The sequence below is a fragment of the Stenotrophomonas maltophilia genome (assembly GCF_025642255.1).
GTDB classification, from domain to species: Bacteria; Pseudomonadota; Gammaproteobacteria; order Xanthomonadales; family Xanthomonadaceae; genus Stenotrophomonas; species Stenotrophomonas maltophilia_P.
Window position 1 is genome coordinate 2,825,425 of record NZ_CP106759.1, and the last position, 25,531, is coordinate 2,850,955.

The window sequence follows — 25,531 nt, forward strand, 5'->3', positions numbered from 1 at the left end:
CCCGCTCAGGATGCCGGACAAAGAAAAAGCGGGCCGAAGCCCGCTTTCTCATTCCAGCGATGTCAGCGGCGGTGCTCAACCCGGGTTGACACCTGCCGTGATCGACCGTGGGTCGATCATTCGGCGCTGGCGCCCTCGCCTTCTTCCACGGCCTTCATCGACAGACGGATACGGCCCTGCTTGTCGACTTCCAGCACCTTGACCTTGACCACATCGCCTTCCTTCAGCTTGTCGCCGACCTTCTCGACGCGCTCGCTGGAGATCTGCGAGACGTGGACCAGGCCGTCCTTGCCCGGCAGGATGGTGACGAACGCACCGAAGTCCATGATCTTGGCGACCTTGCCTTCGTAGATGCGGCCCGGCTCGACGTCCGAGGTGATCTGCTCGATGCGGGCCTTGGCCGCCTGGGCAGCGATCGCGTTGACCGAGGCAATGACGATGGTGCCGTCATCCTGGATGTCGATCTGGGTGCCGGTTTCCTTGGTGATGGCCTGGATGGTCGAGCCACCCTTGCCGATCACTTCGCGGATCTTGTCCGGGTGGATCTTGATGGTCAGCAGGCGCGGCGCGTAGTCGGACAGTTCCGAACGCGGAGCGGTCAGGCCGTGGGCCATTTCGCCCAGGATGTGCAGACGGCCAGCCTTGGCCTGCTGCAGCGCCTGCTTCATGATCTCTTCGGTGATGCCTTCGATCTTGATGTCCATCTGCAGGGCGGAGATGCCCTCAGCGGTACCGGCCACCTTGAAGTCCATGTCGCCCAGGTGATCTTCGTCACCCAGGATGTCGGACAGGACGACGAAGCGGTCGCCTTCCTTGACCAGACCCATGGCGATACCCGCCACCGGGGCCTTCACCGGCACGCCGGCGTCCATCAGGGCCAGCGACGAACCGCAGACCGAGGCCATCGACGAGGAACCGTTCGACTCGGTGATTTCCGAGACGACGCGGATGGTGTACGGGAAGGCTTCCAGCGACGGCATGACAGCCAGCACGCCGCGCTTGGCCAGGCGACCGTGGCCGATCTCGCGGCGCTTCGGACCCATCATGCGGCCGCACTCACCCACCGAGAACGGAGGGAAGTTGTAGTGGAACAGGAAGTTTTCCTTGTACTCACCGGCAACGGCATCGATGACCTGACCGTCGCGGGCGGTGCCCAGGGTGATGGTCACGATGGCCTGGGTTTCGCCGCGGGTGAACAGCGAGGAGCCGTGGGTACGCGGCAGCACGCCGGTCTTCACGGAGATCGGGCGGACGGTATCCAGCGCACGGCCGTCGATGCGGACCTTGGTGTCCAGCACCGAGTCGCGCATGGTGCGGTATTCCAGTTCGCCGAATTCCTTCGACAGCTCGGCCGGGTTCCAGCCTTCGGCAGCCACGCGGCCGGCCAGGGCTTCGACCACGTCCTTCTTGATCGCCGAGATGGCATCGCGACGCTGCAGCTTGTCACGCACCTGGAAGGCTTCGCCCAGGCGCGGGCCGATGGCTTCCTTCAGGGCGGCGATCAGCGCTTCGTTCTTGGCCGGGGCTTCCCAGGTCGACGGCTTGGTGCCGGCTTCGACGGTCAGCTCGTTGATCGCGTTGATGACCTTCTGCATTTCGCGGTGACCGAAGGTCACGGCGCCCAGCATCACTTCTTCCGACAGCAGCGCGGCTTCGGATTCGACCATCAGCACGGCGTTGGAGGTACCGGCAACGACCAGTTCCAGCTGCGAGTCAGCCAGTTCACTGACGGTCGGGTTCAGGATGTACTCGCCGTTCTTGTAACCGACCTTGGCAGCGCCGATCGGACCCATGAACGGGGTGCCGGCCAGAGCCAGGGCCGCCGAAGCACCGATCAGGGCCGGAATGTCACCGTCCACGTCCGGGTTCAGCGACATCACCGTGGCGATGATCTGCACTTCGTTCTTGTAGTCTTCCGGGAACAGCGGACGGATCGGACGGTCGATCAGACGCGAGATCAGGGTTTCCTTCTCGGTCGCACGGCCTTCGCGCTTGAAGAAACCACCCGGAATGCGGCCGCCGGCGTAGAACTTCTCCTGATAGTCGACGGTCAGCGGGAAGAAGTCCTGGCCTTCGCGCGCGCTCTTGGCGGCGACGGCGGTGACCAGCAGTACGGTGTCGTCCATCTTGACGATGACGGCGCCGCTGGCCTGACGGGCGACTTCGCCGGTCTCAAGCGTGACGGTGTGCTTGCCGTACTGGAAGGTTTTGGTGATTTTTGCCACGGAGGGTGTCCTTGGGGATGCTGTCTGCGAATTTGGACCGTCGGCGACCCTTGCCGCCAGCGGGTGACCGGATCGTTCCGGCCTGAATCGGGGATTGCGGTACTACAAAACAAAACCGCGGCGCATCGCTGCGCCGCGGGGGATTCGTTGCTTAGCGACGCAGGCCAAGCTTCTCGATCAGGGCCTTGTAACGCTCGACGTCCTTCTTCTTCAGGTAGTCGAGCAGGCTGCGACGGCGGTTGACCATCTGCAGCAGGCCGCGGCGGCTGTGGTGATCCTTCTTGTGGGTCTTGAAGTGGCCGGTCAGCAGTTCGATGCGGGCGGTCAGCAGGGCCACCTGGACTTCCGGGGAGCCGGTGTCGGCGGCGCTGCGCTTGTTGTCTTCAATGACCTTCTGGGTGTCGATCGACATGTCTTTTTCTCAGTGATGCGTGGCCGGCAGGAACGCGCTTCGCGCACCGCCAGGCTCGCCGTGGACTACAGGGATGAAACCTGCGCGGGGCAGGCTGCCAGAAAATGGCCGCGAAATTGTAACGGCCAGGGGCTCCGGGGACAAGGACCGGGGCTGAACCGCCCCGCCCTGCTCAGAGGTTGAAGCGGCGCTGCGGGGCCAGCAGGCCACTGTCATCGACCTGACCGAGGCCCTGGACAGCGGCGTCCGGACCGAACACCGCCACCAGACCGCGCGGCCAGCCGGCATCGCGCAACCGCTGTCCCATGCAGAACCGTTGCGTCTGGCCGGCGTCCAGCTCGACCCGCGGATACCCGGCCAGACCGTCGGCCAGCGGCAGCAGCAGCGCATCCATGGCCGCCAGGTCGCCCGTTTCGACCATGGCCCGCAGCTGGTCCAGGGTGACCATCGCCGGCTCGCGGAACGGCTCCACCCACAGCCGGCGCAGGGCGCTGATGTGCGCACCACAGCCCAGCGCCTCGCCGAGATCACGCGCCAGGCTGCGGATGTAGGTACCCGAGCCACAGGTGACGCGCAGGCGCAGCCGCTCGGGCTGCTGTTCCAGGACCTCGATGGCATGCACCTGGACCTGCCGCTCCGGCGCCTCGATGGCGTCGCCGCGGCGGGCCTTCACGTAGAGCGGCTCGCCTCCCTGCTTCAGCGCTGAATAGATCGGGGCCCGCTGGCGGATGCTGCCGGTCAGCGGTGCCAGCGCGGCCTGCAGGACGTCAGCAGTGATCTGCGGCACCGGGCGCTGCAGCAGCACCTCGCCTTCGGCGTCATCGGTGTCGGTGGTCTGGCCGAGTACGATCTCGGCGTCATAGGCCTTGGCCGAGCCCAGCAGCAGGCCGGCGATCTTGGTCGCCTCGCCGAAGCACAACGGCAGCAGGCCGGTGGCCAGCGGGTCGAGACTGCCGGTATGCCCGCCCTTCTCGGCACGGAACAGGCGGCGCGCCACCTGCAGGGCAGCGTTGGAGCTCATGCCGGTCGACTTGTCGAGCAGCAGGATGCCGTCCAGGCGGCGGAACTGAATTCGGGTCATGACAGATACGGGTGTAGCGCCGGACCATGCCCGGCAAGCGCGCGGCGCGGCCTGCATCAGACATCGCGCAGCCGGAATGCAGCAACGCCGGGCATGCCCGGCGTCGCGCGGTTATTCTTCGTCGCTTTCGCGGCGCTTCTCGGCAGCCACGGTGTCGGGCAGATCGCGCAGGATGTTGTCGATGTGCTCGCCCCGATCAACCGAGTCGTCGTAATGGAAATGCAGCTCCGGCACGTGACGCAGCTTCATCGCCCGGGCCAGGTCCATGCGCAGGCGATAGCCCAGTTCCTTCAGGCCGGCCACCGCTTCGGCCGAACGTTCCGGCATCAGCGCGGTGACAAAGACCTTGGCATGGGCCATGTCGCGGGTGATTTCCACGTCGGACACGCTCACCGAGGGCAACCCGTGCTCGCGCACGGCGTTGTGCACCAGGGTGCCGAGTTCACGGCGCAGCTGGGCGGAGACACGGTCGGTTCGATGGAAAGTCTTGGGCACGCGGTCGGGCTCTTGAATTGAATGTGACCCGACCAAGGTCGGGCCCTACCGGGAGAGACGGCCCGACCGGGGTCGGGCGCCACCTGGGGCGGACCGGCCCGCGAGGGCCGGTCCATTGCAGCATTACAGGGTACGCGGCACTTCGATGCGCTCGAAGCACTCGATCTGGTCGCCCGGCTTGACGTCGTTGTAAGCCTTCACGCCGATACCGCATTCGGTACCGTTGCGGACTTCCTCGACGTTTTCCTTGAAGCGACGCAGCGATTCCAGCTCGCCTTCGAACACCACCACGCTGTCGCGCAGGACGCGGATCGGCTTGCTGCGCTTGACCACGCCTTCGATGACCATGCAGCCGGCGACGGCGCCCAGCTTGGAGCTGCGGAAGACATCGCGGACCTCGGCGATACCGATGATCTCTTCGCGGATCTCCACGCCCAGCAGACCGGAGGCCACCTGCTTCACCTGATCGATCACGTCATAGATGATCGAGAAGTAACGCAGGTCCACGCCGTTGGATTCGATGATGCGACGGGCCGAAGCATCCGCACGCACGTTGAAGCCGATGACGGTGGCCTTGGAGGCGGCAGCCGAATTGGCGTCCGACTCGGTGATGCCGCCCACGCCGGAGTGGATCACGTTGATGCGGATGTCGTCGTTGGACAGCGCGACCAGGGCCTGGCTCAGCGCCTGCACCGAACCCTGCACGTCGGCCTTGATGACCAGGTTGAGGACCTGCTGGCCCTCACCCTTGCCCAGGGTCGCCATGATGTCTTCCATCCGGCTGCCCGCCGTGGCGACCAGGCGCGACTCGCGGCGCTTGGTCTCACGCTGCTGGGCAACGTCCTTGGCCAGACGCTCGTCCTCGACCACCACGAAGTCGTCACCGGCTTCCGGCACGCCGGACAGGCCCAGGACCTGCACCGGGATGGACGGGCCGGCGAACTCCGGCTGCTTGCCGGTTTCGTCGAACAGCGCTCGCACGCGGCCGTACTGGATGCCGCACACCAGGTAATCGCCCTTCTTCAGGCGGCCCTGCTGCACGAGCACGGTGGCGACCGGGCCGCGGCCCTTGTCCAGCGACGATTCAATCACCACGCCGGACGCGCGGCCTTCATCGACAGCCTTCAGCTCCAGCAGTTCGGCCTGGATCGAGATGGCGTCCAGCAGGTCGTCGATGCCCAGGCCGGTCTTGGCCGAGATCTCCACCATCTGGGTGTCGCCACCGAAGTCTTCGGCCACGACCTGCTCGGTCAGCAGTTCGTTCTTGACCCGCATCGGATCGGCGTCGGACTTGTCGATCTTGTTGATTGCCACGATCAGCGGCACGCCGGCGGAACGGGCATGCTGGATCGCTTCCTTGGTCTGCGGCATCACGCCGTCATCGGCAGCGACCACCAGCACCACGATATCGGTCAGCTTGGCACCGCGGGCACGCATCGAAGTGAAGGCTGCGTGGCCCGGGGTATCCAGGAAGCTGATCACGCCCTTCGGCGTATCCACGTGGTACGCACCGATGTGCTGGGTGATGCCGCCGGCTTCGCCGGTGGCGACCTTGGTGCGGCGGATGTAATCCAGCAGCGAGGTCTTGCCGTGGTCGACGTGGCCCATGATGGTGACCACCGGCGGGCGCTGCACGGCTTCGCCCTGGTTTTCACCGGTCGATGCCAGCAGTGCGTCTTCGGCGTCGTTGTCGTTGGCACGGATCGCCTTGTGGCCGAGTTCCTCGGTCACCAGCGCCGCCGTGTCGTGGTCGATGGACTGGGTGATGGTGGCCATCACGCCCATCTTGAACAGCGCCTTGACCACCTCGCCGCCCTTCAGCGCGAGCTTCTGCGCCAGGTCGGCCACGGTGATCGTGTCGCCGATCGCCACTTCACGCACGACCGGGGCGGTCGGACGTTCGAAGGCATGCGGACCGGCGTTGCTGCCACCGCGCGACATGTCGCGACGGCCGCCGGCCTGGTTCCGGCCGCCCGGACGACCACGGGTCGTGCTGTTGCTGTTGCCACGACGTGCACGGTCGGCGGCCGACAGGTGCATCTGGCCGGAGAAACGATCGCCCGGGCCACGCTCGTTGCGCGGCGCGCTGCGGTTGTTGCGGTCATCGCTGCGTGGCGGAGCGCCACGCGGGGCAGCCGGGGCTGCGGCCGGGGTACGCGGCGGACGCGGTGCGGTTTCGTCGATCGGAGCGCGCGTCTTCGGCTGGCTGGCGGCCAGCGCCTCGGCGGCCTTGGCGGCAACCGCTGCTTCCTCTGCAGCCTTCTTCTCGGCTTCGGCACGCTCCTTGGCGGCAATCTCTTCCTCGCGTGCACGGACGATGGCCTCGTCGCGCAGACGGTCCTTCTCGGCCAATGCCTGCTGTTCGGCGAGGTTGCGGGCGCGCGACTCTTCCAGCTTGCGCAGGATGTCGGCGCGCTCTTCGTCCGGAGTCATCGCACGACCACCATCGGACTTGACGTAGGTACGCTTCTGGCGCACCTCGACATTCACGGTCGTCTTGCTGCGACCGGAATTGACCGTCACTTCCTGCTGTTTACGGCGGTTGAGGGTGATCTTCTTTGCAGACTGATCGGTCTCTTCCGGCGCCTGCTCGGGCTTGCCGTGCGAACGACGAAGGAAGCCCAGGAGCTTCACCTTCTCGGTGCTGGTCACGACCTGGTCGGGACCGCTGAACTTCATGCCGGCACCGGCCAGCTGTTCAAGCAGTTTTTCGACCGGTGTGTTGACCAGTTCGGCAAGCTTGCGGATGGTGGTTTGCTGCGACATTCGGATCCTATGATCTTGTGGGCGCCCCCCCGCATCTGGAGGTGGCGCGGATTCTACGCCCTGAGCGGCTCAGGGCCCTGTTCATTGCCGGCTCATTCGCCGCGTTCCAGTCGGGCGATCTCCTCGGCACGCGCGGCCAGGATCAGCGCGGCGGCGCGCTCCTGGTCCAGCCCTTCGATGCCGAAGTCCACGACCTCGTCGGCGGCCAGGTCGGAGAGATCCTCGCTGGTGCGCACGCCGTGGCCGGCCAGCGCATACGCGGTGGCTTCGTCCATGCCCTGCAGGGACAGCAGGTCCTGCGCCGGCTGGCCGTCTTCAAGGCCTTCCTCGACTGCCAGGGCCTCATTGAGCAGCGCATCGCGGGCACGAGCGCGCAGCTCTTCGACGATATCCTCGTCGAAACCTTCCACGGCCAGCAGTTCGCCGACCGGGACATAAGCGATTTCCTCGACGGTGCCGAAGCCTTCGCTGACCAGGATGCCGGCGATCTCCTCGTCCACTTCCAGCTTGTCCATGAACAGCTGGCGGGCCGAAGCCTGCTCGGCCTCCGACTTGGCGGTGACCTGGTCCTGGGTCATCACGTTGAGCTGCCAGCCGGTCAGGCGGCTGGCCAGGCGCACGTTCTGGCCACCCTTGCCGATCGCCTGGGCCAGGCGGTCCTCGGCAACGGCCAGATCCATCGAGTGCTTGTCCTCATCGACGATGATCGACTGCACCTCGGCCGGCGCCATCGCATTGATGACGAAGTTGGCCGGGTTGTCGTTCCACAGCACGATATCCACGCGCTCGCCATTGAGCTCGTTGGACACCGCCTGCACGCGCGAACCGCGCATGCCGATGCAGGCACCGATCGGATCGGTGCGCTGGTCGTGGGCCAGCACGGCGATCTTGGCGCGGTCGCCCGGATCGCGGGCACAGGCCTTGATTTCCACCAGGCCCTGACCGACTTCCGGCACTTCCAGCTTGAACAGCTCGATCATGAACTCCGGTGCGGCGCGGCTGATGAACAGCTGCGGGCCACGCGGCTCCGAGCGCACTTCGGCCAGGTAGCCGCGGACGCGGTCACCGGCGCGCAGCACGTCGCGCGGAATGCCCTTGTCCTTCGGGATGAAGCCTTCGGCGTTGCCGCCGAGGTCGACGTAGATGTTGCCACGCTCGGCACGCTTGACCACACCGGTGATCAGCTCGCCGACGCGGTCCTTCCATGCGTCCACGACCTGCTGGCGCTCGGCTTCGCGAACGCGCTGCACGATCACCTGCTTGGCGGCCTGGGCGGCGATGCGGCCGAAGTCCGGGTTCTCGATCTGCTCTTCGATGTAATCGCCGACGTCCACGCCCTCGGCTTCATCGATGGCGTCCATCAGGCGGATCTGGCGGTCGGGCGACTCCATGACCACGTCATCGGCCACCACTTCCCAGCGACGGAAGGTTTCGTAGCTGCCATCCTTGTGGTCGATGACCACGCGGGTCAGCACTTCCTCGTCGGGATAGCGCTTCTTCGCTGCCGAGGCCAGGGCGGCCTCAATGGCATCGAAGATCACTTCACGCGGCACGCCCTTCTCGTTGGCGACCGCGTCGACTACCAGCAACAGTTCCTTGCTCATTGGCTCACTCCGCGCGCGGCTTCTTTGCCGCCGGCTCGTTGGAAGAAGAATTCTTGTTCGGCTTCGGACGCTTCGGTGCCGGACCGGTCGGCTTGCTCGGGGCCAGCCCCAGCGCCACCCAGTCGGGCAGGATCCGTGCCTTGTCGATGTTGTCCGCCGACACGACCACTTCGGCCTTGTCGACGATGAAGGTGATGGTGCCCGCAGCCTCGTCGGTCGCTTCGATACGGCCCTGCAGGCGACGTCGGTTGTCCTGCGGCAGCTTCAGGGTGACCTTGGCCGACTCCCCCAGGTGGCGAGTGAACTGCTCCAGGTTGAACAGCGGACGATCGACGCCCGGCGAGGACACTTCCAGCGTGTAGTTGCCGCTGATCGGGTCTTCGACGTCCAGCTGCGCCGACACTTCGCGGCTGACCCGCTCGCAGTCGTCGACATTGATGATGCGCTCGGGCTGTTCAGCCAGCGGCACATCGATGTAAAGGCGCAGGGTCGCACCGCCGGGGGCCGGCAGATACTCAACGCCCAGCAGCTCCAGGCCCAGCGACACAACGGTCGGGGCGAGCAGATTCGCGATGTCGGTTGCCTTGTCGCTCACAGCCTGCCTTGATCTCTTGGTTGGGTGCCGGCCATGGCCGGCGTGAACATGACGCCCCGGAAACGACAAAGGGCCCGCAGGGCCCCTTTTTCCGGAAAGACTCCGGTGACTGGATTCCGGTTGCAGCACGCCGCGAAGGCATGTTGCGAGCCCTCCTTCCGGGTGAGGTCTCCCCAGGGGAGCGCCGCCTTCAGGGGTACTGCTTAGGCCGATGATGATAGCGGCTGCACCGCGCTGGTGCAAGGCAGGGACCCGGGGTCAGATCCCTTTTCCACGGAAAAAGGGATCTGACCCCGAATACGTGGAAAGCACACAGACCTCAAAGAAAAACGCCTTCGAAGCAGGACTTCGAAGGCGATCTCTTTACTTGGTAGCGGGGGCAGGATTTGAACCTGCGACCTTCGGGTTATGAGCCCGACGAGCTGCCAGACTGCTCCACCCCGCATCAGAAGCGGAATCATGAGGCATAAGTGCAATAAATGCAAGCTTTCCCTCATTCATCAAGCCGGATGGCGCCGGCCCGATGTTGGTAGCGGGGGCAGGATTTGAACCTGCGACCTTCGGGTTATGAGCCCGACGAGCTGCCAGACTGCTCCACCCCGCACCGGAAGTGTTTGAACTGCTGCCCCACCCTGACGAGGGGGCCATTGCAACGATGTTCTGGCTGAACCGCTGCAGTGACAACTCAGGCTGCGCATATTACACGAATCGCGCAGCTTTGTGTCAACTTTTATGCAAGATGCGCAAAAGCCTGCTGGCACCAGACCATGATCGGGTTCCAGGCCAGGCCCAGGGCCAGCAGCGCCAGCGCGTTCACGCCCAGCACCAGGCCCAGCACGCGGTCGTTGCCGCGCGGAATGGCCTCGCCCACCGGCTCATCGAAGTACATGACCTTGATGACCCGCAGGTAGTAGAAGCAGCCGACCACTGCGCACAGCACGCCGAGGATCGCCAGCCACAGCAGGCCGCCGTTGACGGCCGCACCCAGCACCGCCAGCTTGGTCCAGAAGCCGAGGAACGGCGGAATGCCCGCCAGCGACGCCATGATGCACAGCACCAGGCCGGCCATCCACGGGTTGCGGGCGTTCAGGCCCTTGAAGTCCTCGATGTTCTCGGCCTCGAAGCCGGCACGCGACAGCGCGATGATCGCGCCGAAGGCAGCGGTGGACATGATGGCGTAGGCCAGCGCATAGAACAGCGCGGCAGCGTAGCCCTGCGAGCCACCACCGGCGATGCCCATCAGCAGGAAGCCGATGTGCGAGACGGTGGAGAACGCCAGCATGCGCTTGAGATTGCTCTGCGCGATCGCCATCAGGTTGCCGATCACCAGCGATACGGCGGCCAGGCCGGCGATCAGCAGCTGCAGCTCGGTCGACAGCGGACCCACGCCCATTTCCAGCAGGCGGTAGGCCATGCCGAACGCAGCCAGCTTCGGTGCCGAGCTGATGAACAGCGCGATCGGCGCCGGCGCACCCTGGTAGACGTCCGGCAGCCACATGTGGAACGGTGCCGCACCCAGCTTGAAGGCCACGCCCGCGATCATGAACACCGCGCCGGTGATCAGCAGCACGCGCTCTTCGGAATGCGGGATGGCATCGCGGATCACGTCCAGGTGCAGGCTGCCGGTGGCGCCGTAGATCAGCGACATGCCATACAGCAGCAGGCCGGAGGCAAGCGAACCGAGCACGATGTACTTCATCGCCGCTTCCGAGGCCAGGCCGCTGTCGCGGTTGCTGGCCACCAGCGCATACGAGCACAGCGCCAGCAGTTCCAGGCCCAGGTAGACCATCAGCAGGCTGCCAGCCGAGACCAGGATCATCATGCCGGCCGTGCCGAACAGGATCAGCACCGGGATCTCGCCCTGGAACAGGTTGCGGTCGCGCAGGTAGCGCCAGCCGTACACGAGGGTCAGGCCGCTGAGCAGCACGATCCCGGTCTTCATCACGTCCGCGGCGGTATCGCGCACGAACATGCCATGGAAGACCTCTCCCTGCCCGCCCACGCCGGTCGCCAGCATGAACAGCACGACGGCCAGTGCAGCAACCGAGAACAGGTGGGTGACGATCTTGTTCCGCTCGCTGACGAACAGGTCGAGGATCATCAGGGCGAAGGCGCTGCCGATCAGCACCAGCTCGGGGGCGAGCGGAGGCAGGTCAGCAGCGGTCAATGGCAGCAGCGGCGAGGTGGTCATCATCAAATCCTGGAATTACAGCAGCTTGCTGGATGCGATCTGCATCGCCAGCTTCGCGATCGAGGGCTCCATCAGGTCGGTCAGCGGCTTGGGGTAGATGCCCAGGGCAAGCACGCCGATGGCGAACACGCCCAGCACCAGCCATTCGCGGCCGTTGATGTCCTTCAGTTCGGCGACATGGCTGTTGGCCACTTCGCCGAAGAAGATGCGCTTGTACAGCCACAGGGTATAGGCCGCACCGATGATCAGGGTGGTGGCCGCGCCCAGGGCGATCCACGGGTTACGCTGGAAGGCGGACAGGATGACCATGAACTCGCCGACGAAACCGCTGGTGCCCGGCAGGCCCGCATTGGCCATGAAGAACAGCATGGCGAAGGTGGCGAACCAGGGCATCACGTTGACCACGCCGCCGTAATCGGCGATGCGGCGGCTGTGCATGCGGTCGTACAGCACGCCGACGCAGGAGAACATCGCACCCGACACGAAGCCGTGCGAGATCATCTGCACCATCGCGCCCTGCAGGCCCAGGCGGGCCGCATCGACGTTGCCGGCTTCACGCACCAGCCACAGGGCAATGAAGGTACCCAGGGTGACGAAACCCATGTGCGCGATCGACGAGTACGCGATCAGCTTCTTCATGTCGTCCTGGACCAGGGCGACCAGGCCAACGTAGATCACCGCGATCAGCGACAGCGCGATCACCAGCCAGGCCCACTCCAGCGAAGCATCCGGCACGATCGGCAGGTTGAAGCGCAGGAAGCCGTAACCACCGATCTTCAGCGCGATGGCGGCCAGGATCACCGAACCGGCGGTCGGCGCTTCCACGTGCGCATCCGGCAGCCAGGTGTGCACCGGGAACATCGGCACCTTGACCGCGAAGGCGATCAGGAAGGCGAAGAAGATCCAGGTCTGCTCCTTGGCCGTCAGCGGCAGCGCGTACAGATCGGCCAGCTGGAAGCTGCCGCCCTTCATGTACAGGTAGATCAGGGCCACCAGCATCAGCACGGAGCCGAGGAAGGTGTAGAGGAAGAACTTCAGTGCGGCGTAGATGCGACGCGGGCCACCCCAGACACCGATGATGAGGAACATCGGGATCAGCATCGCTTCGAAGAACACGTAGAACAGCATCGCGTCCGTCGCGGCGAAGATGCCGACGGTGACGCCTTCCAGGATCAGGAAGGCCGCCACGTACTGGTTGACGCGCTTGTCGATCGCGCTCCAGGCACCGATCAGGGCAAGCACGCTGACCAGGGTGGTCAGCAGGATCAGCGCCACGGCGATGCCGTCCACGCCCAGGTTGTAGCCGATCTTGTACGCCGGGATCCACGCATGGGTCTCGACGAACTGCAGGCCATCGATGCCCGGGTTGTAGCCGCCCAGCAGCGAGAGGCTCGCCACGAAGGTCAGCACCGCCACGCCCAGCGACGCCCAGCGGGCGGTCTGAGCATCACGGATCGCAAGGATCAGGGCACCACCGATGATCGGCAGCCAGATGAGGACACTGAGTAGAGGCCAGTTCGACACGTCTTCTTATTCCGTACAGGTCATCAACGCAGGTAATGCATCAGCACGCCCAGCAGGGCAATCAGGCCGATGATCATCGCGAAGGCGTAGTGATAGAGGAAACCGGATTGGGTACGACGCAGCACGCCGGCTGCGACGTCCACAACACGTGCCGAGAGATTGACCACGCCGTCGACGATGTTGCTGTCGATCCAGCGCGAGACCCTGCCGAGCTTGACGCTGCCACCGGCAAAGCCATCGATCCACAGCTTGTCGAAGCCGTACTTGTTTTCCAGCACCGACACCAGCGGGGCGAAGGCCTTGCGTGCCTTGCCCGACAGGTCCGGCTTCCACAGGTAGAACAACGCGGCCAGCAGGAAGCCCGCCAGGGTCAGCCAGAACGGCGGCAGCATCATGCCGTGCAGCGCGAACGCCACCGGGCCATGGAACTCCTCGCCGAGGAAGGCCACGGTGTTCTTGGCCGGATCGTAGAAGTCGACGATGCCGGTGAAGAACGTGGTCGCCTGGCCCTTGATCGCCTCATGGGCGTGGTGGCCGGCCCAGTCGGTGCCGTGCAGCATCGGACCGATGCTGAAGAAGCCGATGGCGATCGACGGGATGGCCAGCAGGATCAGCGGCAGAGTGACCACCCACGGGGTCTCGTGCGGCTCGTGCGCGCCGTGGCCATGACCGTGGTCGTCATGGTGGGCGTCGGCATGGTGCGCATCGGCGGCATGGTGATCGTCATGGCCGTGGCCATGATCGTCATGCGCGTCGCGGAAGCGCTCCTTGCCATGGAAGGTCATGAACAGCAGGCGGAAGCTGTAGAAGCTGGTCACCAGCACGCCGCCCAGCACCGCCCAGTAGCCATAGGTGGCCACCCAGCTGCCCTGGATATGGGCATGGATCTCGGCGGCCTCGATGATGGTGTCCTTCGAGTAGAAGCCGGAGAAGAACGGCGTACCGACCAGGGCCAGGGTACCGATCCACATGGTGATGAAGGTGATCGGCATGTACCTGCGCAGGCCGCCCATCTTGCGCATGTCCTGCTCGTGATGCATGGCGATGATGACCGAACCGGCGCCGAGGAACAGCAGCGCCTTGAAGAAGGCGTGGGTCATCAGGTGGAACACGGCAGCCGAGTAGGCCGAAACACCCAGCGCCACGGTCATGTAGCCCAGCTGCGACAGCGTCGAGTACGCGACCACGCGCTTGATGTCGTTCTGCACGATACCGATCAGGCCGGTGAAGAAGGCCGTGGTGGCACCGATGAACAGGATGAAGTCCAGCGCGGTCTGCGACAGCTCGAACAGCGGCGACATGCGGGTGACCATGAAGATACCGGCGGTCACCATGGTCGCGGCGTGGATCAGCGCCGAGATCGGCGTCGGGCCTTCCATCGAATCCGGCAGCCACACGTGCAGCGGGACCTGGGCCGACTTGCCCATGGCGCCGATGAACAGGCAGATGCAGATCAGCGTGGCGATCGACCAGATCACCGGCTCGTTCAGCAGCTGCATCCCGAACAGGGTGCCGTCCCAGATCTGCAGCTGGGCGCGCGGGTCGGCCAGCATGCTGGCCTGCGAGAACACCTCGGAGTAGTCCAGGGTGCCGAACACCCACAGCACGCCGGCGATGCCCAGCAGGAAGCCGAAGTCACCGACGCGGTTGACCAGGAACGCCTTCATGTTGGCGAAGATCGCGGTCGGGCGCTTGAACCAGAAGCCGATCAGCAGGTACGACACCAGGCCCACCGCTTCCCAGCCGAAGAACAGCTGCAGGAAGTTGTTGCTCATCACCAGGGTGAGCATCGAGAAGGTGAACAGCGAGATGTAGCTGAAGAAGCGCTGGTAGCCCGGATCGTCCTGCATGTAGCCGATCGTGTAGATGTGGACCAGCAGCGACACGAAGGTCACCACCACCATCATCATCGCGGTCAGCTTGTCGACCATGAAACCGACGTGCGCCGAGTACTGGCCGACTTCGAAGAAGGTGTAGACGTTCTGGTTGAACGGCTGCGCCCCGCCCCACAGCAGCTGGTAGAGCGTGTACATCGACAGGCCGCACGCAACCGCAACGCCGAGGATGGTGATGGTCTGCGCGCCGAAGCGCTTGACCTGGCGACCGAACAGGCCGGCGATGATGCTGCCGAACAGCGGTGCAAGCACCACTGCGATCAACAGACTCTTGGAGAGAGTGATTTCCATCTGTGGATCAGCCCTTCAGCGAATCGACTTCGCCGACATTGATCGTGCGGCGGGTACGGAACAGGGTCACCAGGATCGCCAGGCCTATGGCGGCCTCGGCAGCGGCGACGGTCAGGATGAAGAACACGAACAGCTGGCCGGATGGATCGCCCAGCTGGCGCGAGAATCCGACGAAGTTGATGTTCACCGACAGCAGCATCAACTCGATGGACATCAGCAGCACGATGATGTTCTTGCGGTTGAGGAAGATGCCGGCAAGGCTGATGCAGAACAGCACCGCGCCCAGCGCCAGGATATGGCCCAGAGTGATCATGCCTTGGTCTCCTCTTCGCCCGCCGCAGGCGTGCTGTTGCTGTGCACCACCGGCTGCTCGGCACTCATCTTGACCACGCGCAGGCGATCGTGCGCCTTGACCATGGTCTGCTGCGTCGGGTTCTGGGTCTTCAGGCCTTCGCGGCGACGCAGGGTCAGCATCACCGCGGCCACCACGGCCACGGTCAGGATGACGGCGGCGAACTCGAACGGCAGCAGGTACTCGGTGAACAGGCTGCGGGCCAGCCAGGTGACGTTGGACGTGTCAGCGGCCAGAGCGGCGGCATTGTCGGCCGGGAACGGGTTGACCGCCCTGCCCTTGACGCCGATCAGCATCAGCATCTGCACCAGCATCGCCACGGCCACGACCAGGCCGACCGGCAGGTAACGCACCCAGCCCTCACGCAGGTTCGACGGATCGATGTCGAGCATCATCACCACGAACAGGAACAGCACCATCACCGCGCCGACGTAGACCAGCACCAGCGCCACACCGAGGAACTCGGCGCCCACCAGCAGCCACACGCAGGCAACGGAGAAGAAGGTCAGCACCAGGCACAGAACGGCGTGCACGGGGTTGCGCACGCTGATCACCGCCGCGGCGGAGATGCCGGCCACGATGGCGAAGACCCAGAAAGCGATATTTACCCAATCCATCTCTCGACCTCAGCGGTAAGCGGCATCGGCGGCGCGACGCTCGGCGATCTCGGACTCGAGACGGTCGCCCAGGGCCAGCAGCTGCGGCTTGGTAACGATGTTTTCGCCACGATTCTCGAAGTGGTACTCGAGGATGTGGGTTTCGACGATCGAGTCCACCGGGCAGCTTTCCTCACAGAAGCCGCAGAAGATGCACTTGAACAGGTCGATGTCGTAGCGGGTGGTACGGCGGGTGCCGTCCTCGCGCTTGGCCGAATCGATGGTGATGGCCAGCGCCGGGCAGACCGCCTCGCACAGCTTGCAGGCGATGCAGCGCTCTTCACCGTTGGGATAGCGGCGCAGCGCATGCAGGCCACGGAAGCGCGGCGACTGCGGGAACTTCTCCATCGGGTACATCATCGTGTACTTCGGCCTGACGCTGTACTTCAGCGTCAGCCAAAGGCCGGCCAGCAGTTCGAGCAGCAGCAGGCTCTTGAAGTAATGGGTAATCCTGTTCATCACTTTAGACGCCCTTTTGAATCACGCCGAAGAACACCATGACGGCGGTGACCGCGATCCAGAAAATGGTCAGCGGAATGAAGACCTTCCAGCCCAGGCGCATGATCTGGTCGTAGCGGAAGCGCGGGAAGCTGGCACGGAACCAGATGTAGGCACTGGCGAAGAAGAACACCTTGACGAACAGCCACGGCGCGCCACCCTTCCAGATCCAGTCGACCAGCGGCGACACAGTGCCCGGATCGACCCAGCCCTGGATCGGGCTCAGCCAGCCACCGAGGAAGAAGATCGAGATCAGGAAACTGATCAGTATCATGTTCGCGTACTCGGCCAGGAAGAACAGCGCGAACGCGCCGCCCGAGTACTCGACCATGTGGCCAGCGACGATTTCCGACTCGCCTTCCACCACGTCGAACGGCGCACGGTTGGTCTCGGCCACGCCGGACACCCAGTACACGACGAACAGCGGGAACAGCGGAATCAGGAACCAGTCGAAGAAGCCGGAACTGCCGGCCTGGGCCATCACGATGTTGCTCAGGTTCAGGCTGCCCGAAGCGATCATGACGCCGACCAGGGCGAAGCCCATCGCGATTTCGTAGCTGATCATCTGCGCCGAGGCACGCATCGCACCCAGGAACGCATACTTCGAGTTGGACGCCCAGCCGGCCAGGATGATGCCGTAGATGCCCAGCGAGGTCATCGCCAGCAGGTACAGCAGGCCGGCATTGGCGTTGGACAGCACGATCTGCGAATCGAACGGAATCACCGCCCAGGCCGCGAACGCCGGGGCCAGGGTGATCAGCGGTGCCAGCAGGTAGATCGCCTTGTTGGCGTTGCTCGGCTGGACCACTTCCTTGAACAGCAGCTTGAAGACGTCGGCGAAGGCCTGGAAGATGCCCATGCCCACGTACATCGGGCCATGGCGGACGTGCATCCAGCCGATCAGCTTGCGTTCCCAGACCACGTAGAAGGCCACCGAGACGATCACCGGTACGGTGATCACCAGGATCTTCAGGATGATCCAGAGCAGCGCGCCGATGTCACCGAGGCCGAGCAGCCACTGGTGCAGCGGATCGACCGCGTTCAACAGCAATTCGTTCATGCAGCCACCACCGTTACGCGAGCGGCACCCAGCGGCGCGGTCGCGCCGTGGCCCGATTCAATCCAGACCGAACCCGCAGCGACGCGGGCGTCGACCACCACCGGCAGGGTGGCGCGACCGGCATCGGTGCCGACCTTGGCCATCTGCCCTTCCTGCAGCTGCAGGCGTGCGGCATCTTCCGTGTTGAGGACGATGCGCGGGGCGTTGTTCAGCGGATGCGACTGCAGCGCCGGAGCGCGGCGGACCACGGCATCGGTGCGGTAGATCGCCGCCGTCGAGGCCACTTCCAGGCCTTCGCCTGCAACGGCCGGCTGGGCCGACGCAGCCACGGTGACCGATACCGGTGCCAGGCTGGCACGCAGGCCCGCCAGATCGATGAAGTCGAAACCGGCCACCGCCAGCTCACCGCCCAGCGCACGCAGGACGCGCCAGCCTTCACGGGCCTCGCCCGGCAGCTTGCCGCCGGCACGGGCCGACTGTTCGCGGCCATCGAGGTTGGTCAGGGTGGCGTCGATTTCCGGCAGCGCACCGATCGGCAGGATCACATCGGCGACGTCGCGGGTCGAGGCGCAGGCGAAGTGGCTGAACGCCACGACCTGGGCACCGGCCAGTGCCTTGCGCGCGGCAGGCGCATCGGCAAAGTCCAGGCCCGGCTCCAGGCCGTACACCACGTAAGCCTGGCGCGGCTGCGCCAGCATCGCGGCGACGTCCCTGCCGGCCGGCAGCACGCCCGCACGGGTCAGGCCGACGGCGTTGGCGCCCTGCGGAATGCGGCACAGGCGGGCACCGGTGGCGGTGGCGAAATCACGCGCGGCGGCGCGGATCGCGGCAGCCTGCGGGTGGTTCTCGGCGATGGCACCGACGATCAGCACGGTGTTGTTGCCACCCTGCACCGCCGAACGCAGCTCGGCATTGGCCAGGGCATCGACGAACTGCGAAGGCGCGACGATCTGCTTGCCGGCGATGCTGAAGGCGAAGTCGAAGTCGACCGGGTTGACGACGTGGATCTTCGCGCCGTTCTGGGTCTGCGCCTTGCGCAGGCGGGCATGCAGCAGCGGCAGTTCATGGCGGATGTTGCTGCCCAGAACCACGATGCGGTCAGCGCCTTCGATCTCCGCCAGCGGCAGGCCGAACACTTCGGCGGTGGCGGCGTCGGAGAAATCGCGGTTGTTGATGCGGTGATCGATGTTGCCCGAACCCAGGCCCTTGGCCAGGCGCGCCAGCAGAGCGCCTTCCTCGTTGGAGGTCGACGGGTGCACCAGCACGCCCAGGGTGTCGCCCTGGTTCGCCTTCAGGATGTCGGCGGCAGCGGCCAGGCCTTCGGCCCAGCTCACTTCCTTCCACTCGCCGTTGACCTTGCGCAGCGGCTTGACCGCACGGTCTTCGCTGTACAGGCCCTGGTGCGAGTAGCGGTCGCGGTCGGACAGCCAGCATTCGTTGACCGCTTCGTTGTCGCGCGGCACCGAACGCAGCACTTCACCGCGGCGCACATGCAGGAACAGGTTCGACCCCATCGCGTCGTGGTAACCCAGCGACTCGCGCGCGGTCAGCTCCCACGGACGGGCACGGAACTGGAACACCTTGTTGGTCAGCGCGCCGACCGGGCAGACGTCGACGACGTTGCCGGACAGTTCGGTGGTCAGGGGCTTGCCGTCGTAGGTACCGATCTGCAGGTTCTCGCCGCGGTACATGCCACCCAGTTCATAGGTGCCCGCCACTTCGGCGGTGAAACGGACGCAGCGGGTGCACTGGATGCAGCGGGTCATCTCGGTGGCGACCAGCGGACCCATGTCCTCGTCCGGGACCACGCGCTTGCGCTCGTTGAAGCGGCTGACCGAACGGCCATAGCCCAGCGACACGTCCTGCAGCTCGCACTCGCCGCCCTGATCGCAGATCGGGCAGTCCAGCGGATGGTTGATGAGCAGGAACTCCATCACCGAGCGCTGGAACTTCAGCGCCTTCTCGCTGCGGGTGGCGACCTTCATGCCGTCCATCACCGGCGTGGCGCAGGCGGGCGCCGGCTTCGGCGACTTCTCCACGTCCACCAGGCACATGCGGCAGTTGGCGGCGATCGGCAGCTTCTCGTGGTAGCAGAAGCGCGGAATCGGAATGCCGGCCTTGTCGGCGGCCTGGATGATCATCGAACCCTTGGGCACGACCAGGGACTTGCCATCGATCTCGATGGTCACATGATCCGGTGGCACGTTCGGGTTTACGGGTTGCGCGCTCATGCGGCGGCTGCCTCCACCTTCTTGCCGTCAACCATCGAATGACCGTTGACGATGTAGTACTCGAATTCGTCCCAGAACTGGCGCAGGAAGCCCTGGATGGGCCATGCCGCCGCTTCGCCGAACGCACAGATGGTGTGGCCTTCGATCTGGCCGGCCACCGCCTTCAGCTGGTGCAGGTCTTCCATCGTGGCCTTGCCGGCGACGATGCGCTCGAGCACGCGGTGCATCCAGCCGGTGCCTTCACGGCACGGCGTGCACTGGCCGCAGGATTCCTTGTGGAAGAACTGGCTGATGCGGCAGGCGAACTTGACGCAGCACACGCTGTCATCCAGCACCACGACCGCCCCGGAACCCAGGCCGGAGCCCAGCGCACGGATGGTGTCGTAGTCCATCGGCAGGCCCTTCAGCTCCGCCGCGGTGAGCACCGGCATGGAGACGCCGCCCGGAATCGCACCCTTCAGGGTACGGCCCGGGCGCAGGCCACCGGCCATTTCCAGCAGCTCGTCGAAGGTGGTGCCGAGCGGCACTTCAAAGTTGCCGCCGTTCTGCACGCAGCCGGAGACCGAGAAGCACTTCGGGCCGCCATTGGCGGTCCGGCTCAGGCCCTTGAACCACTCCGGACCGTTGCGGATGATCGCCGGCACCGAGCCGTAGGTCTCGGTGTTGTTGATCGTCGACGGCTTGCCGTACAGGCCGAAGTTGGCCGGGAACGGCGGCTTGTAGCGCGGCTGTCCCTTCTTGCCTTCCAGCGATTCCATCAGCGCGGTTTCTTCGCCGCAGATGTAGGCACCGGCACCGAGAGCACCGTAGATGTCGATGTCCACGCCTGAGCCCAGCACGTTCTTGCCCAGCCAGCCGTTCGCGTAGGCGTCGGCCAGGGCCTGTTCGAAGTGCTCGAAGGGCTCGTGGTGGAACTCGCCGCGCAGGTAGTTGTAGCCCACGGTCGAACCGGTGGCGTAGCAGGCGATCGCCATGCCTTCCACCACCGAATGCGGGTTGTAACGCAGGATGTCGCGATCCTTGCAGGTGCCCGGCTCGGATTCATCCGAATTGCAGAGGATGTACTTCTGCATGTTGCCCTTGGGCATGAAGGACCACTTCAGGCCGGTCGGGAAGCCTGCGCCACCGCGGCCGCGCAGGCCGGAGGCCTTGACCATCTCGATGACCTGCTCCGGCGGGATCTTCTCTTCGAGGATCTTGCGCAGGGCAGCGTAGCCACCGGTCTTGAGGTAGCTTTCGTACGACCACGGAGTGTCGTAATGCAGGGTGGTGTAGACCACCTGGTGCGGCAGCGGCGCGGGACCGACCGGGCCCTTGGATTCGTGGTGATGTGCCATGCCCTTACTCCAGCCCGTCCAGCAGCTCGTCGACCTTTTCCAGGGTCAGACGCTCATGGTAGTGACCGTTGATGACCATCATCGGCGCACCGCCGCAGCCGGCCAGGCACTCTTCCTCGCGCTTGAGGTAGACGCGGCCGTCCGGGGTCGATTCGCCGTGCTTGATGCCCAGCTTCTTCTCGCAGTGGCGCACGATGTCCTCGGCGCCATTGAGCCAGCAGCTGATGTTGGTGCAGATGGCCACGTTGTTGCGGCCCACCTTCTCGGTCTCGAACATCGAGTAGAAGCTGGCGACCTCGTAGGCCCACACCGGCGGCAGGTCCAGGTACTTGGCCACGCCGGCGATCAGCTCGTCGGTCAGCCAGCCCTCATTCTGCTCCTGGGCCGCATGCAGGCCCTGCAGCACGGCAGAGCGCTTGCGGTCCGGCGGGAACTTGGACAGCCAGTGATCGATGTGAGCGCGGGTCTTGTCGCTCAGCACCACCATCGGGTCGACGTCGCGCGCCGCCTCGAAATTACCTGTCGCCTTCATCGGCCGACCTCAGCGAAATGCATAACGTGAAATTCCAGGAACTGCGGCGCCGGCTTGCGCCGGCTGCCTGCAGCAGGCGTTGGCGTGGCAGACGGCATTACCGGTCAACCTCGCCGAACACCAGATCGTAGGTACCGATCATCGCCACCACGTCGGCCAGCATGTGGCCGCGCACGACCGAGTCGATCGAGGACAGGTGGGCGAAGCCCGGCGCACGCAGGTGCACGCGGAAGGGCTTGTTGGCGCCGTCGGAAACCAGGTAGCAGCCGAACTCACCCTTCGGGGCCTCCACCGCCGAGTAGGTCTCGCCGGCCGGCACGCAGTAGCCTTCGCTGAACAGCTTGAAGTGGTGGATCAGCGCTTCCATGTCGTCCTTCATGTCCTCGCGGCTGGGCGGAGCGACCTTGAAGTTCTTGACCATGACCGGGCCGGGGTTGGCCTTCAGCCATGCCACGCACTGCTTGATGATGCGGTTGGACTCACGCATCTCGGCGACGCGGACCAGATAACGGTCGTAGCAGTCGCCTTCCTTGCCCAGCGGAATGTCGAAATCAACGGCATCGTACTTGGCATACGGACGCTTCTTGCGCAGATCCCAGGCGATGCCCGAGCCGCGCAGCATGACGCCGGTCATGCCCCACTGGTGCGCCAGTTCCGGGGTGACCACGCCGATGCCGACGGTGCGCTGCTTCCAGATGCGGTTGTCGGTCAGCAAGGTTTCGTACTCGTCGACGCGACCCGGGAACTCATTGGTGAAGTTCTCGAGGAAATCCAGCAGCGAGCCCTCGCGCGAAGCATTGAGCTGCTTCAGCGCCTTGCCCTTGTGCCAACGGGATTCCTTGTACTTCGGCATGTGGTCCGGCAGGTCGCGGTAGACACCGCCCGGACGGTAGTACGCCGCGTGCATGCGCGCGCCGGAAACCGCTTCGTAGCAGTCCATCAGCTCTTCGCGCTCGCGGAAGGCATACAGCATCACCGCCATCGCGCCCAGGTCGAGCGCGTTGGAACCCAGCCACATCAGGTGGTTGAGGATGCGGGTGATCTCGTCGTACATGGTACGGATGTACTGCGCACGCTCCGGCGCCTCGATCCCCATCAGGGTCTCGATCGCGCGCACGTAGGCGTGCTCGTTGCACATCATCGACACGTAATCCAGGCGATCCATGTAACCGATCGACTGGTTGAACGGCTTGGACTCGGCCAGCTTCTCGGTACCACGATGCAGCAGGCCGACGTGCGGGTCGGCGCGCATGATGGTCTCGCCGTCCATCTCCAGGATCAGGCGCAGCACGCCATGCGCGGCCGGATGCTGCGGGCCGAAGTTCATGGTGTAGTTGCGGATTTCCTGCCGGCTTTCGGCGGCATTGCTGGCGAACGCTTCGCCGGCCTGGTGTACGTGGCTCACTTCACTGCCTCCTGCGCGCGCTCGCCGGCTGCGGTCTGCAGACGGGCGTCGTCGCGGATCACGCGCGGCACGCCGACACGCGGCTCCACCGAGGTGACCGGTTCGTAGATCACGCGCTTCTTTTCTTCGTCGTAGCGCACTTCGACATTGCCGATCAGCGGGAAGTCCTTGCGGAACGGATGGCCGACGAAACCGTAGTCGGTCAGGATCCGGCGCAGGTCCGGGTGGCCTTCGAAGATCACGCCATACAGATCGAACGCTTCGCGCTCGAACCAGTTCAGGCCCGGCCAGATGCCGGTCAGCGAGGACACCACCGGCAGTGCTTCGTCAGGTGCGAAGCAGCGCAGGTGCATCATCAGGTTGTGCTGGTACGAGCGCAGCTGCGCCACCACGGCAAAGCGCTGGGTCGGCATGTGCTGCGGGCGGGCGCCTTCGGCACTCTCCTCGCTGGGGAACTCGCCCCACGCGAAGCGGCCCTGCGCCTTGCCCTCGACGCCGCGGCTGAAGCCGTGCGAGGACACGTCGGCGGTGTCCCATTCGTCGGAGCCATAGCCCAGGTAGTCCACGCCGCAGAGGTCCACGGCCTGCTCGAAACCAAACTCGTCACGCAGCGCCAGGGCGGTGGCGTGCCACTCGGCGGCAGGCACTTCCAGCGTCACTTCGCCGCGGGGTTCGACCACGATGACCTTCGCACCAGCGAAACGTGCGGAGAGTCGGTCGATGAAGGATGCTTGCTCTGCCATGGGGGCTTGGCGCGCTCTTGTCAGGTGAAGGGGTCAGCGGGCGATGGTCTGTGTACGCCAGATCTTCTTCTGCAGCTGCAGGATCCCGTACACCAGCGCCTCGGCGGTCGGCGGGCAGCCCGGGACGTAGACGTCCACCGGCACCACGCGATCACAGCCGCGCACGACAGAATAGGAATAGTGGTAATAACCACCGCCATTGGCACAGCTGCCCATGGAGATCACCCACTTGGGGTCGGGCATCTGGTCGTAGACCTTGCGCAGTGCCGGGGCCATCTTGTTGACCAGCGTACCGGCGACGATCATCACGTCGGACTGGCGCGGCGACGGGCGGAACACCACGCCGTAGCGGTCCAGGTCCAGGCGCGCGGCGCCGGCGTGCATCATCTCCACGGCACAGCAGGCCAGGCCGAAGGTCATCGGCCACATCGAGCCGGTACGCGCCCAGTTCAGCAGGGCGTCGACGCTGGTGGTGACGAAGCCTTTTTCCAGCAGGGGATTGTCGCCTTCCGGCCGCAGGATGTCATCAACCCGCCCTTCCGGGGTCGGATTGTTCATCAGGCCATCGAGCGTCTGAATCACTCCCATTCCAGCGCTCCCTTCTTCCAGACGTAAATGAAACCGAGGAACAGCATGCCGACGAACAGGCCCATGGTGACCAGCGAACGGGCACCCAGCTCCATGAAGACCTGGGTCCACGGCACGATGAAGATGATTTCCAGGTCGAAGACGATGAACTGGATCGCGATCAGGTAATAGCGCACATCGAACTTCATGCGCGCGTCTTCGAACGCCTCGAAGCCGCACTCGTACGGCGAGAGCTTTTCCAGATCAGGGCGACGGGGACCGAGGAGTCGGCCGACCAGCATCAGCACGACGCCGATACCGGTGGCAACGATCAGAAACAGCAGAGACGGCAAATATTCGGCCAGCACAGCGATTCTCTCTTGCCTCTGCCGCTGCGCCTGCAGGCGCTTTGGCATGGGGGAGTGGACGGGAATCGCCCTGGCGCATTGCGCGCCAGGTGAACCCGCTTTACTTACAAATGGTGCCCAAGAGGGGACTCGAACCCCTACGACTTGCGTCGCTACCACCTCAAGGTAGTGCGTCTACCAATTCCGCCACCTGGGCAAACGATCACATCAGACTATTTTCCCGATGCGCCGCGTATTGTAACCGGCTTCAGTCTTTCTGGGAGCCTTCCGACGGCTTTTCTTCACCAGAAACCGAAGATTCCGCCTGAGCCGGCACAGTCGCCGCCGGAACCGGGGCTGCCGGGACCTCATCGGCCTTCGGAACGGCCGGCAGTTCGCCCGCAGGGGCGGCCGGAGCGCTGGCCGCCGGGGCGGACATCAGACCCAGGTCCTGCTCGGCGGCAGGACGGCTGCCGTGGCCGGCATACCAGGCCATGAAGAGACTGATGCCGAAGAACACCACGGCCAGCCACTTGGTCGACTTGGACAGGAAGTTCGAGGCGCCACGCGCACCGAACACCGTTCCCGAGGCACCGGCACCAAAGCCCGAACCAGCCGCTGCGCCCGAGCCACGCTGCATCAGGATCAGCGCGATCATGGCTACGGCAACCAGCACGTAGACGACATTGAGGATCAACATCAGCATTGGAAATCCGCCCTCGGA

The 25,531-nt window shown here is 64.9% G+C and carries 22 protein-coding genes and 3 tRNA genes; all 25 read right to left on the reverse strand.

Annotated elements, in window-relative coordinates; translation table 11 throughout:
* Positions 1-116 precede the first annotated feature (116 nt).
* Positions 117-2,225 carry a polyribonucleotide nucleotidyltransferase gene (gene pnp, locus N8888_RS13045; protein ID WP_053518678.1) on the reverse strand — a complete coding sequence of 703 codons (2,109 nt, stop codon included), beginning with the start codon at positions 2,223-2,225 and terminating at the stop codon, positions 117-119.
* A gap of 151 nt (positions 2,226-2,376) precedes the next feature.
* Positions 2,377-2,637, reverse strand: a complete 261-nt coding sequence (rpsO, locus tag N8888_RS13050) for a 30S ribosomal protein S15 (RefSeq protein WP_005417886.1) — start codon at positions 2,635-2,637, stop codon at positions 2,377-2,379.
* 172 nt (positions 2,638-2,809) lie between these two features.
* Positions 2,810-3,718, reverse strand: a complete 909-nt coding sequence (truB, locus tag N8888_RS13055) for a tRNA pseudouridine(55) synthase TruB (RefSeq protein WP_065181858.1) — start codon at positions 3,716-3,718, stop codon at positions 2,810-2,812.
* Between the two features lie 111 nt (positions 3,719-3,829).
* Positions 3,830-4,213, reverse strand: a complete 384-nt coding sequence (rbfA, locus tag N8888_RS13060) for a 30S ribosome-binding factor RbfA (protein ID WP_053518676.1) — start codon at positions 4,211-4,213, stop codon at positions 3,830-3,832.
* Positions 4,214-4,336: 123 nt separating this feature from the next.
* Positions 4,337-6,979, reverse strand: coding sequence for a translation initiation factor IF-2 (infB, locus tag N8888_RS13065; RefSeq protein WP_053518674.1), 2,643 nt, complete (start codon positions 6,977-6,979; stop codon positions 4,337-4,339).
* A 92-nt stretch (positions 6,980-7,071) separates the two neighbouring features.
* A complete protein-coding gene (nusA, locus tag N8888_RS13070) occupies positions 7,072-8,583 on the reverse strand; it encodes a transcription termination factor NusA (protein ID WP_263175196.1) in 1,512 nt (503 codons plus the stop codon).
* A gap of 4 nt (positions 8,584-8,587) precedes the next feature.
* Positions 8,588-9,178, reverse strand: coding sequence for a ribosome maturation factor RimP (rimP, locus tag N8888_RS13075; RefSeq protein ID WP_053518672.1), 591 nt, complete (start codon positions 9,176-9,178; stop codon positions 8,588-8,590).
* A 368-nt stretch (positions 9,179-9,546) separates the two neighbouring features.
* Positions 9,547-9,623, reverse strand: a tRNA-Met gene (locus N8888_RS13080).
* Positions 9,624-9,705: 82 nt separating this feature from the next.
* A tRNA-Met gene (locus N8888_RS13085) sits at positions 9,706-9,782 on the reverse strand.
* Between the two features lie 126 nt (positions 9,783-9,908).
* Positions 9,909-11,369 (reverse strand): NADH-quinone oxidoreductase subunit NuoN, encoded by a 1,461-nt coding sequence (gene nuoN, locus N8888_RS13090; protein WP_065181855.1) that lies wholly within the window; start codon positions 11,367-11,369, stop codon positions 9,909-9,911.
* Between the two features lie 15 nt (positions 11,370-11,384).
* Positions 11,385-12,893 carry an NADH-quinone oxidoreductase subunit M gene (locus N8888_RS13095; protein ID WP_053519919.1) on the reverse strand — a complete coding sequence of 503 codons (1,509 nt, stop codon included), beginning with the start codon at positions 12,891-12,893 and terminating at the stop codon, positions 11,385-11,387.
* Positions 12,894-12,916: 23 nt separating this feature from the next.
* Complete coding sequence (nuoL, locus tag N8888_RS13100) at positions 12,917-15,079, reverse strand: NADH-quinone oxidoreductase subunit L (RefSeq protein WP_053519918.1); 2,163 nt, start codon at positions 15,077-15,079, stop codon at positions 12,917-12,919.
* Between the two features lie 7 nt (positions 15,080-15,086).
* Entirely contained in the window at positions 15,087-15,392 is a 306-nt protein-coding gene (gene nuoK / locus N8888_RS13105; protein ID WP_053519917.1) for an NADH-quinone oxidoreductase subunit NuoK, read from the reverse strand.
* On the reverse strand, positions 15,389-16,048 hold the full coding sequence (locus N8888_RS13110) for an NADH-quinone oxidoreductase subunit J (protein ID WP_053519916.1): 660 nt from the start codon (positions 16,046-16,048) through the stop codon (positions 15,389-15,391). Before N8888_RS13110 ends, nuoK begins: the two co-directional genes overlap by 4 nt.
* A gap of 9 nt (positions 16,049-16,057) precedes the next feature.
* Entirely contained in the window at positions 16,058-16,546 is a 489-nt protein-coding gene (gene nuoI / locus N8888_RS13115; protein WP_053519915.1) for an NADH-quinone oxidoreductase subunit NuoI, read from the reverse strand.
* A gap of 4 nt (positions 16,547-16,550) precedes the next feature.
* The gene (nuoH, locus tag N8888_RS13120) at positions 16,551-17,645 is read right to left on the reverse strand and encodes an NADH-quinone oxidoreductase subunit NuoH (RefSeq protein ID WP_053519914.1); all 1,095 of its coding nucleotides are present in this window, start codon (positions 17,643-17,645) and stop codon (positions 16,551-16,553) included.
* Positions 17,642-19,876: an NADH-quinone oxidoreductase subunit NuoG gene (gene nuoG, locus N8888_RS13125; protein ID WP_065181854.1), complete on the reverse strand. Its 2,235-nt coding sequence runs from the start codon at positions 19,874-19,876 to the stop codon at positions 17,642-17,644. The genes nuoH and nuoG overlap by 4 nt, the downstream gene beginning before the upstream one ends.
* Positions 19,873-21,213, reverse strand: a complete 1,341-nt coding sequence (gene nuoF / locus N8888_RS13130) for an NADH-quinone oxidoreductase subunit NuoF (RefSeq protein WP_065175540.1) — start codon at positions 21,211-21,213, stop codon at positions 19,873-19,875. Before nuoF ends, nuoG begins: the two co-directional genes overlap by 4 nt.
* A gap of 4 nt (positions 21,214-21,217) precedes the next feature.
* Positions 21,218-21,745 (reverse strand): NADH-quinone oxidoreductase subunit NuoE, encoded by a 528-nt coding sequence (gene nuoE / locus N8888_RS13135; RefSeq protein ID WP_006381132.1) that lies wholly within the window; start codon positions 21,743-21,745, stop codon positions 21,218-21,220.
* 97 nt (positions 21,746-21,842) lie between these two features.
* Positions 21,843-23,150 carry an NADH-quinone oxidoreductase subunit D gene (locus N8888_RS13140; protein ID WP_053519911.1) on the reverse strand — a complete coding sequence of 436 codons (1,308 nt, stop codon included), beginning with the start codon at positions 23,148-23,150 and terminating at the stop codon, positions 21,843-21,845.
* The gene (locus N8888_RS13145) at positions 23,147-23,893 is read right to left on the reverse strand and encodes an NADH-quinone oxidoreductase subunit C (RefSeq protein WP_065181852.1); all 747 of its coding nucleotides are present in this window, start codon (positions 23,891-23,893) and stop codon (positions 23,147-23,149) included. The genes N8888_RS13140 and N8888_RS13145 overlap by 4 nt, the downstream gene beginning before the upstream one ends.
* 33 nt (positions 23,894-23,926) lie before the next feature.
* Entirely contained in the window at positions 23,927-24,481 is a 555-nt protein-coding gene (locus tag N8888_RS13150; protein WP_005410463.1) for a NuoB/complex I 20 kDa subunit family protein, read from the reverse strand.
* On the reverse strand, positions 24,472-24,828 hold the full coding sequence (locus tag N8888_RS13155; RefSeq protein ID WP_053519909.1) for an NADH-quinone oxidoreductase subunit A: 357 nt from the start codon (positions 24,826-24,828) through the stop codon (positions 24,472-24,474). Before N8888_RS13155 ends, N8888_RS13150 begins: the two co-directional genes overlap by 10 nt.
* 111 nt (positions 24,829-24,939) lie before the next feature.
* Positions 24,940-25,024 (reverse strand) — tRNA-Leu (locus tag N8888_RS13160).
* Positions 25,025-25,075: 51 nt separating this feature from the next.
* Positions 25,076-25,513: a preprotein translocase subunit SecG gene (secG, locus tag N8888_RS13165; protein WP_065175541.1), complete on the reverse strand. Its 438-nt coding sequence runs from the start codon at positions 25,511-25,513 to the stop codon at positions 25,076-25,078.
* Positions 25,514-25,531 lie beyond the last annotated feature (18 nt).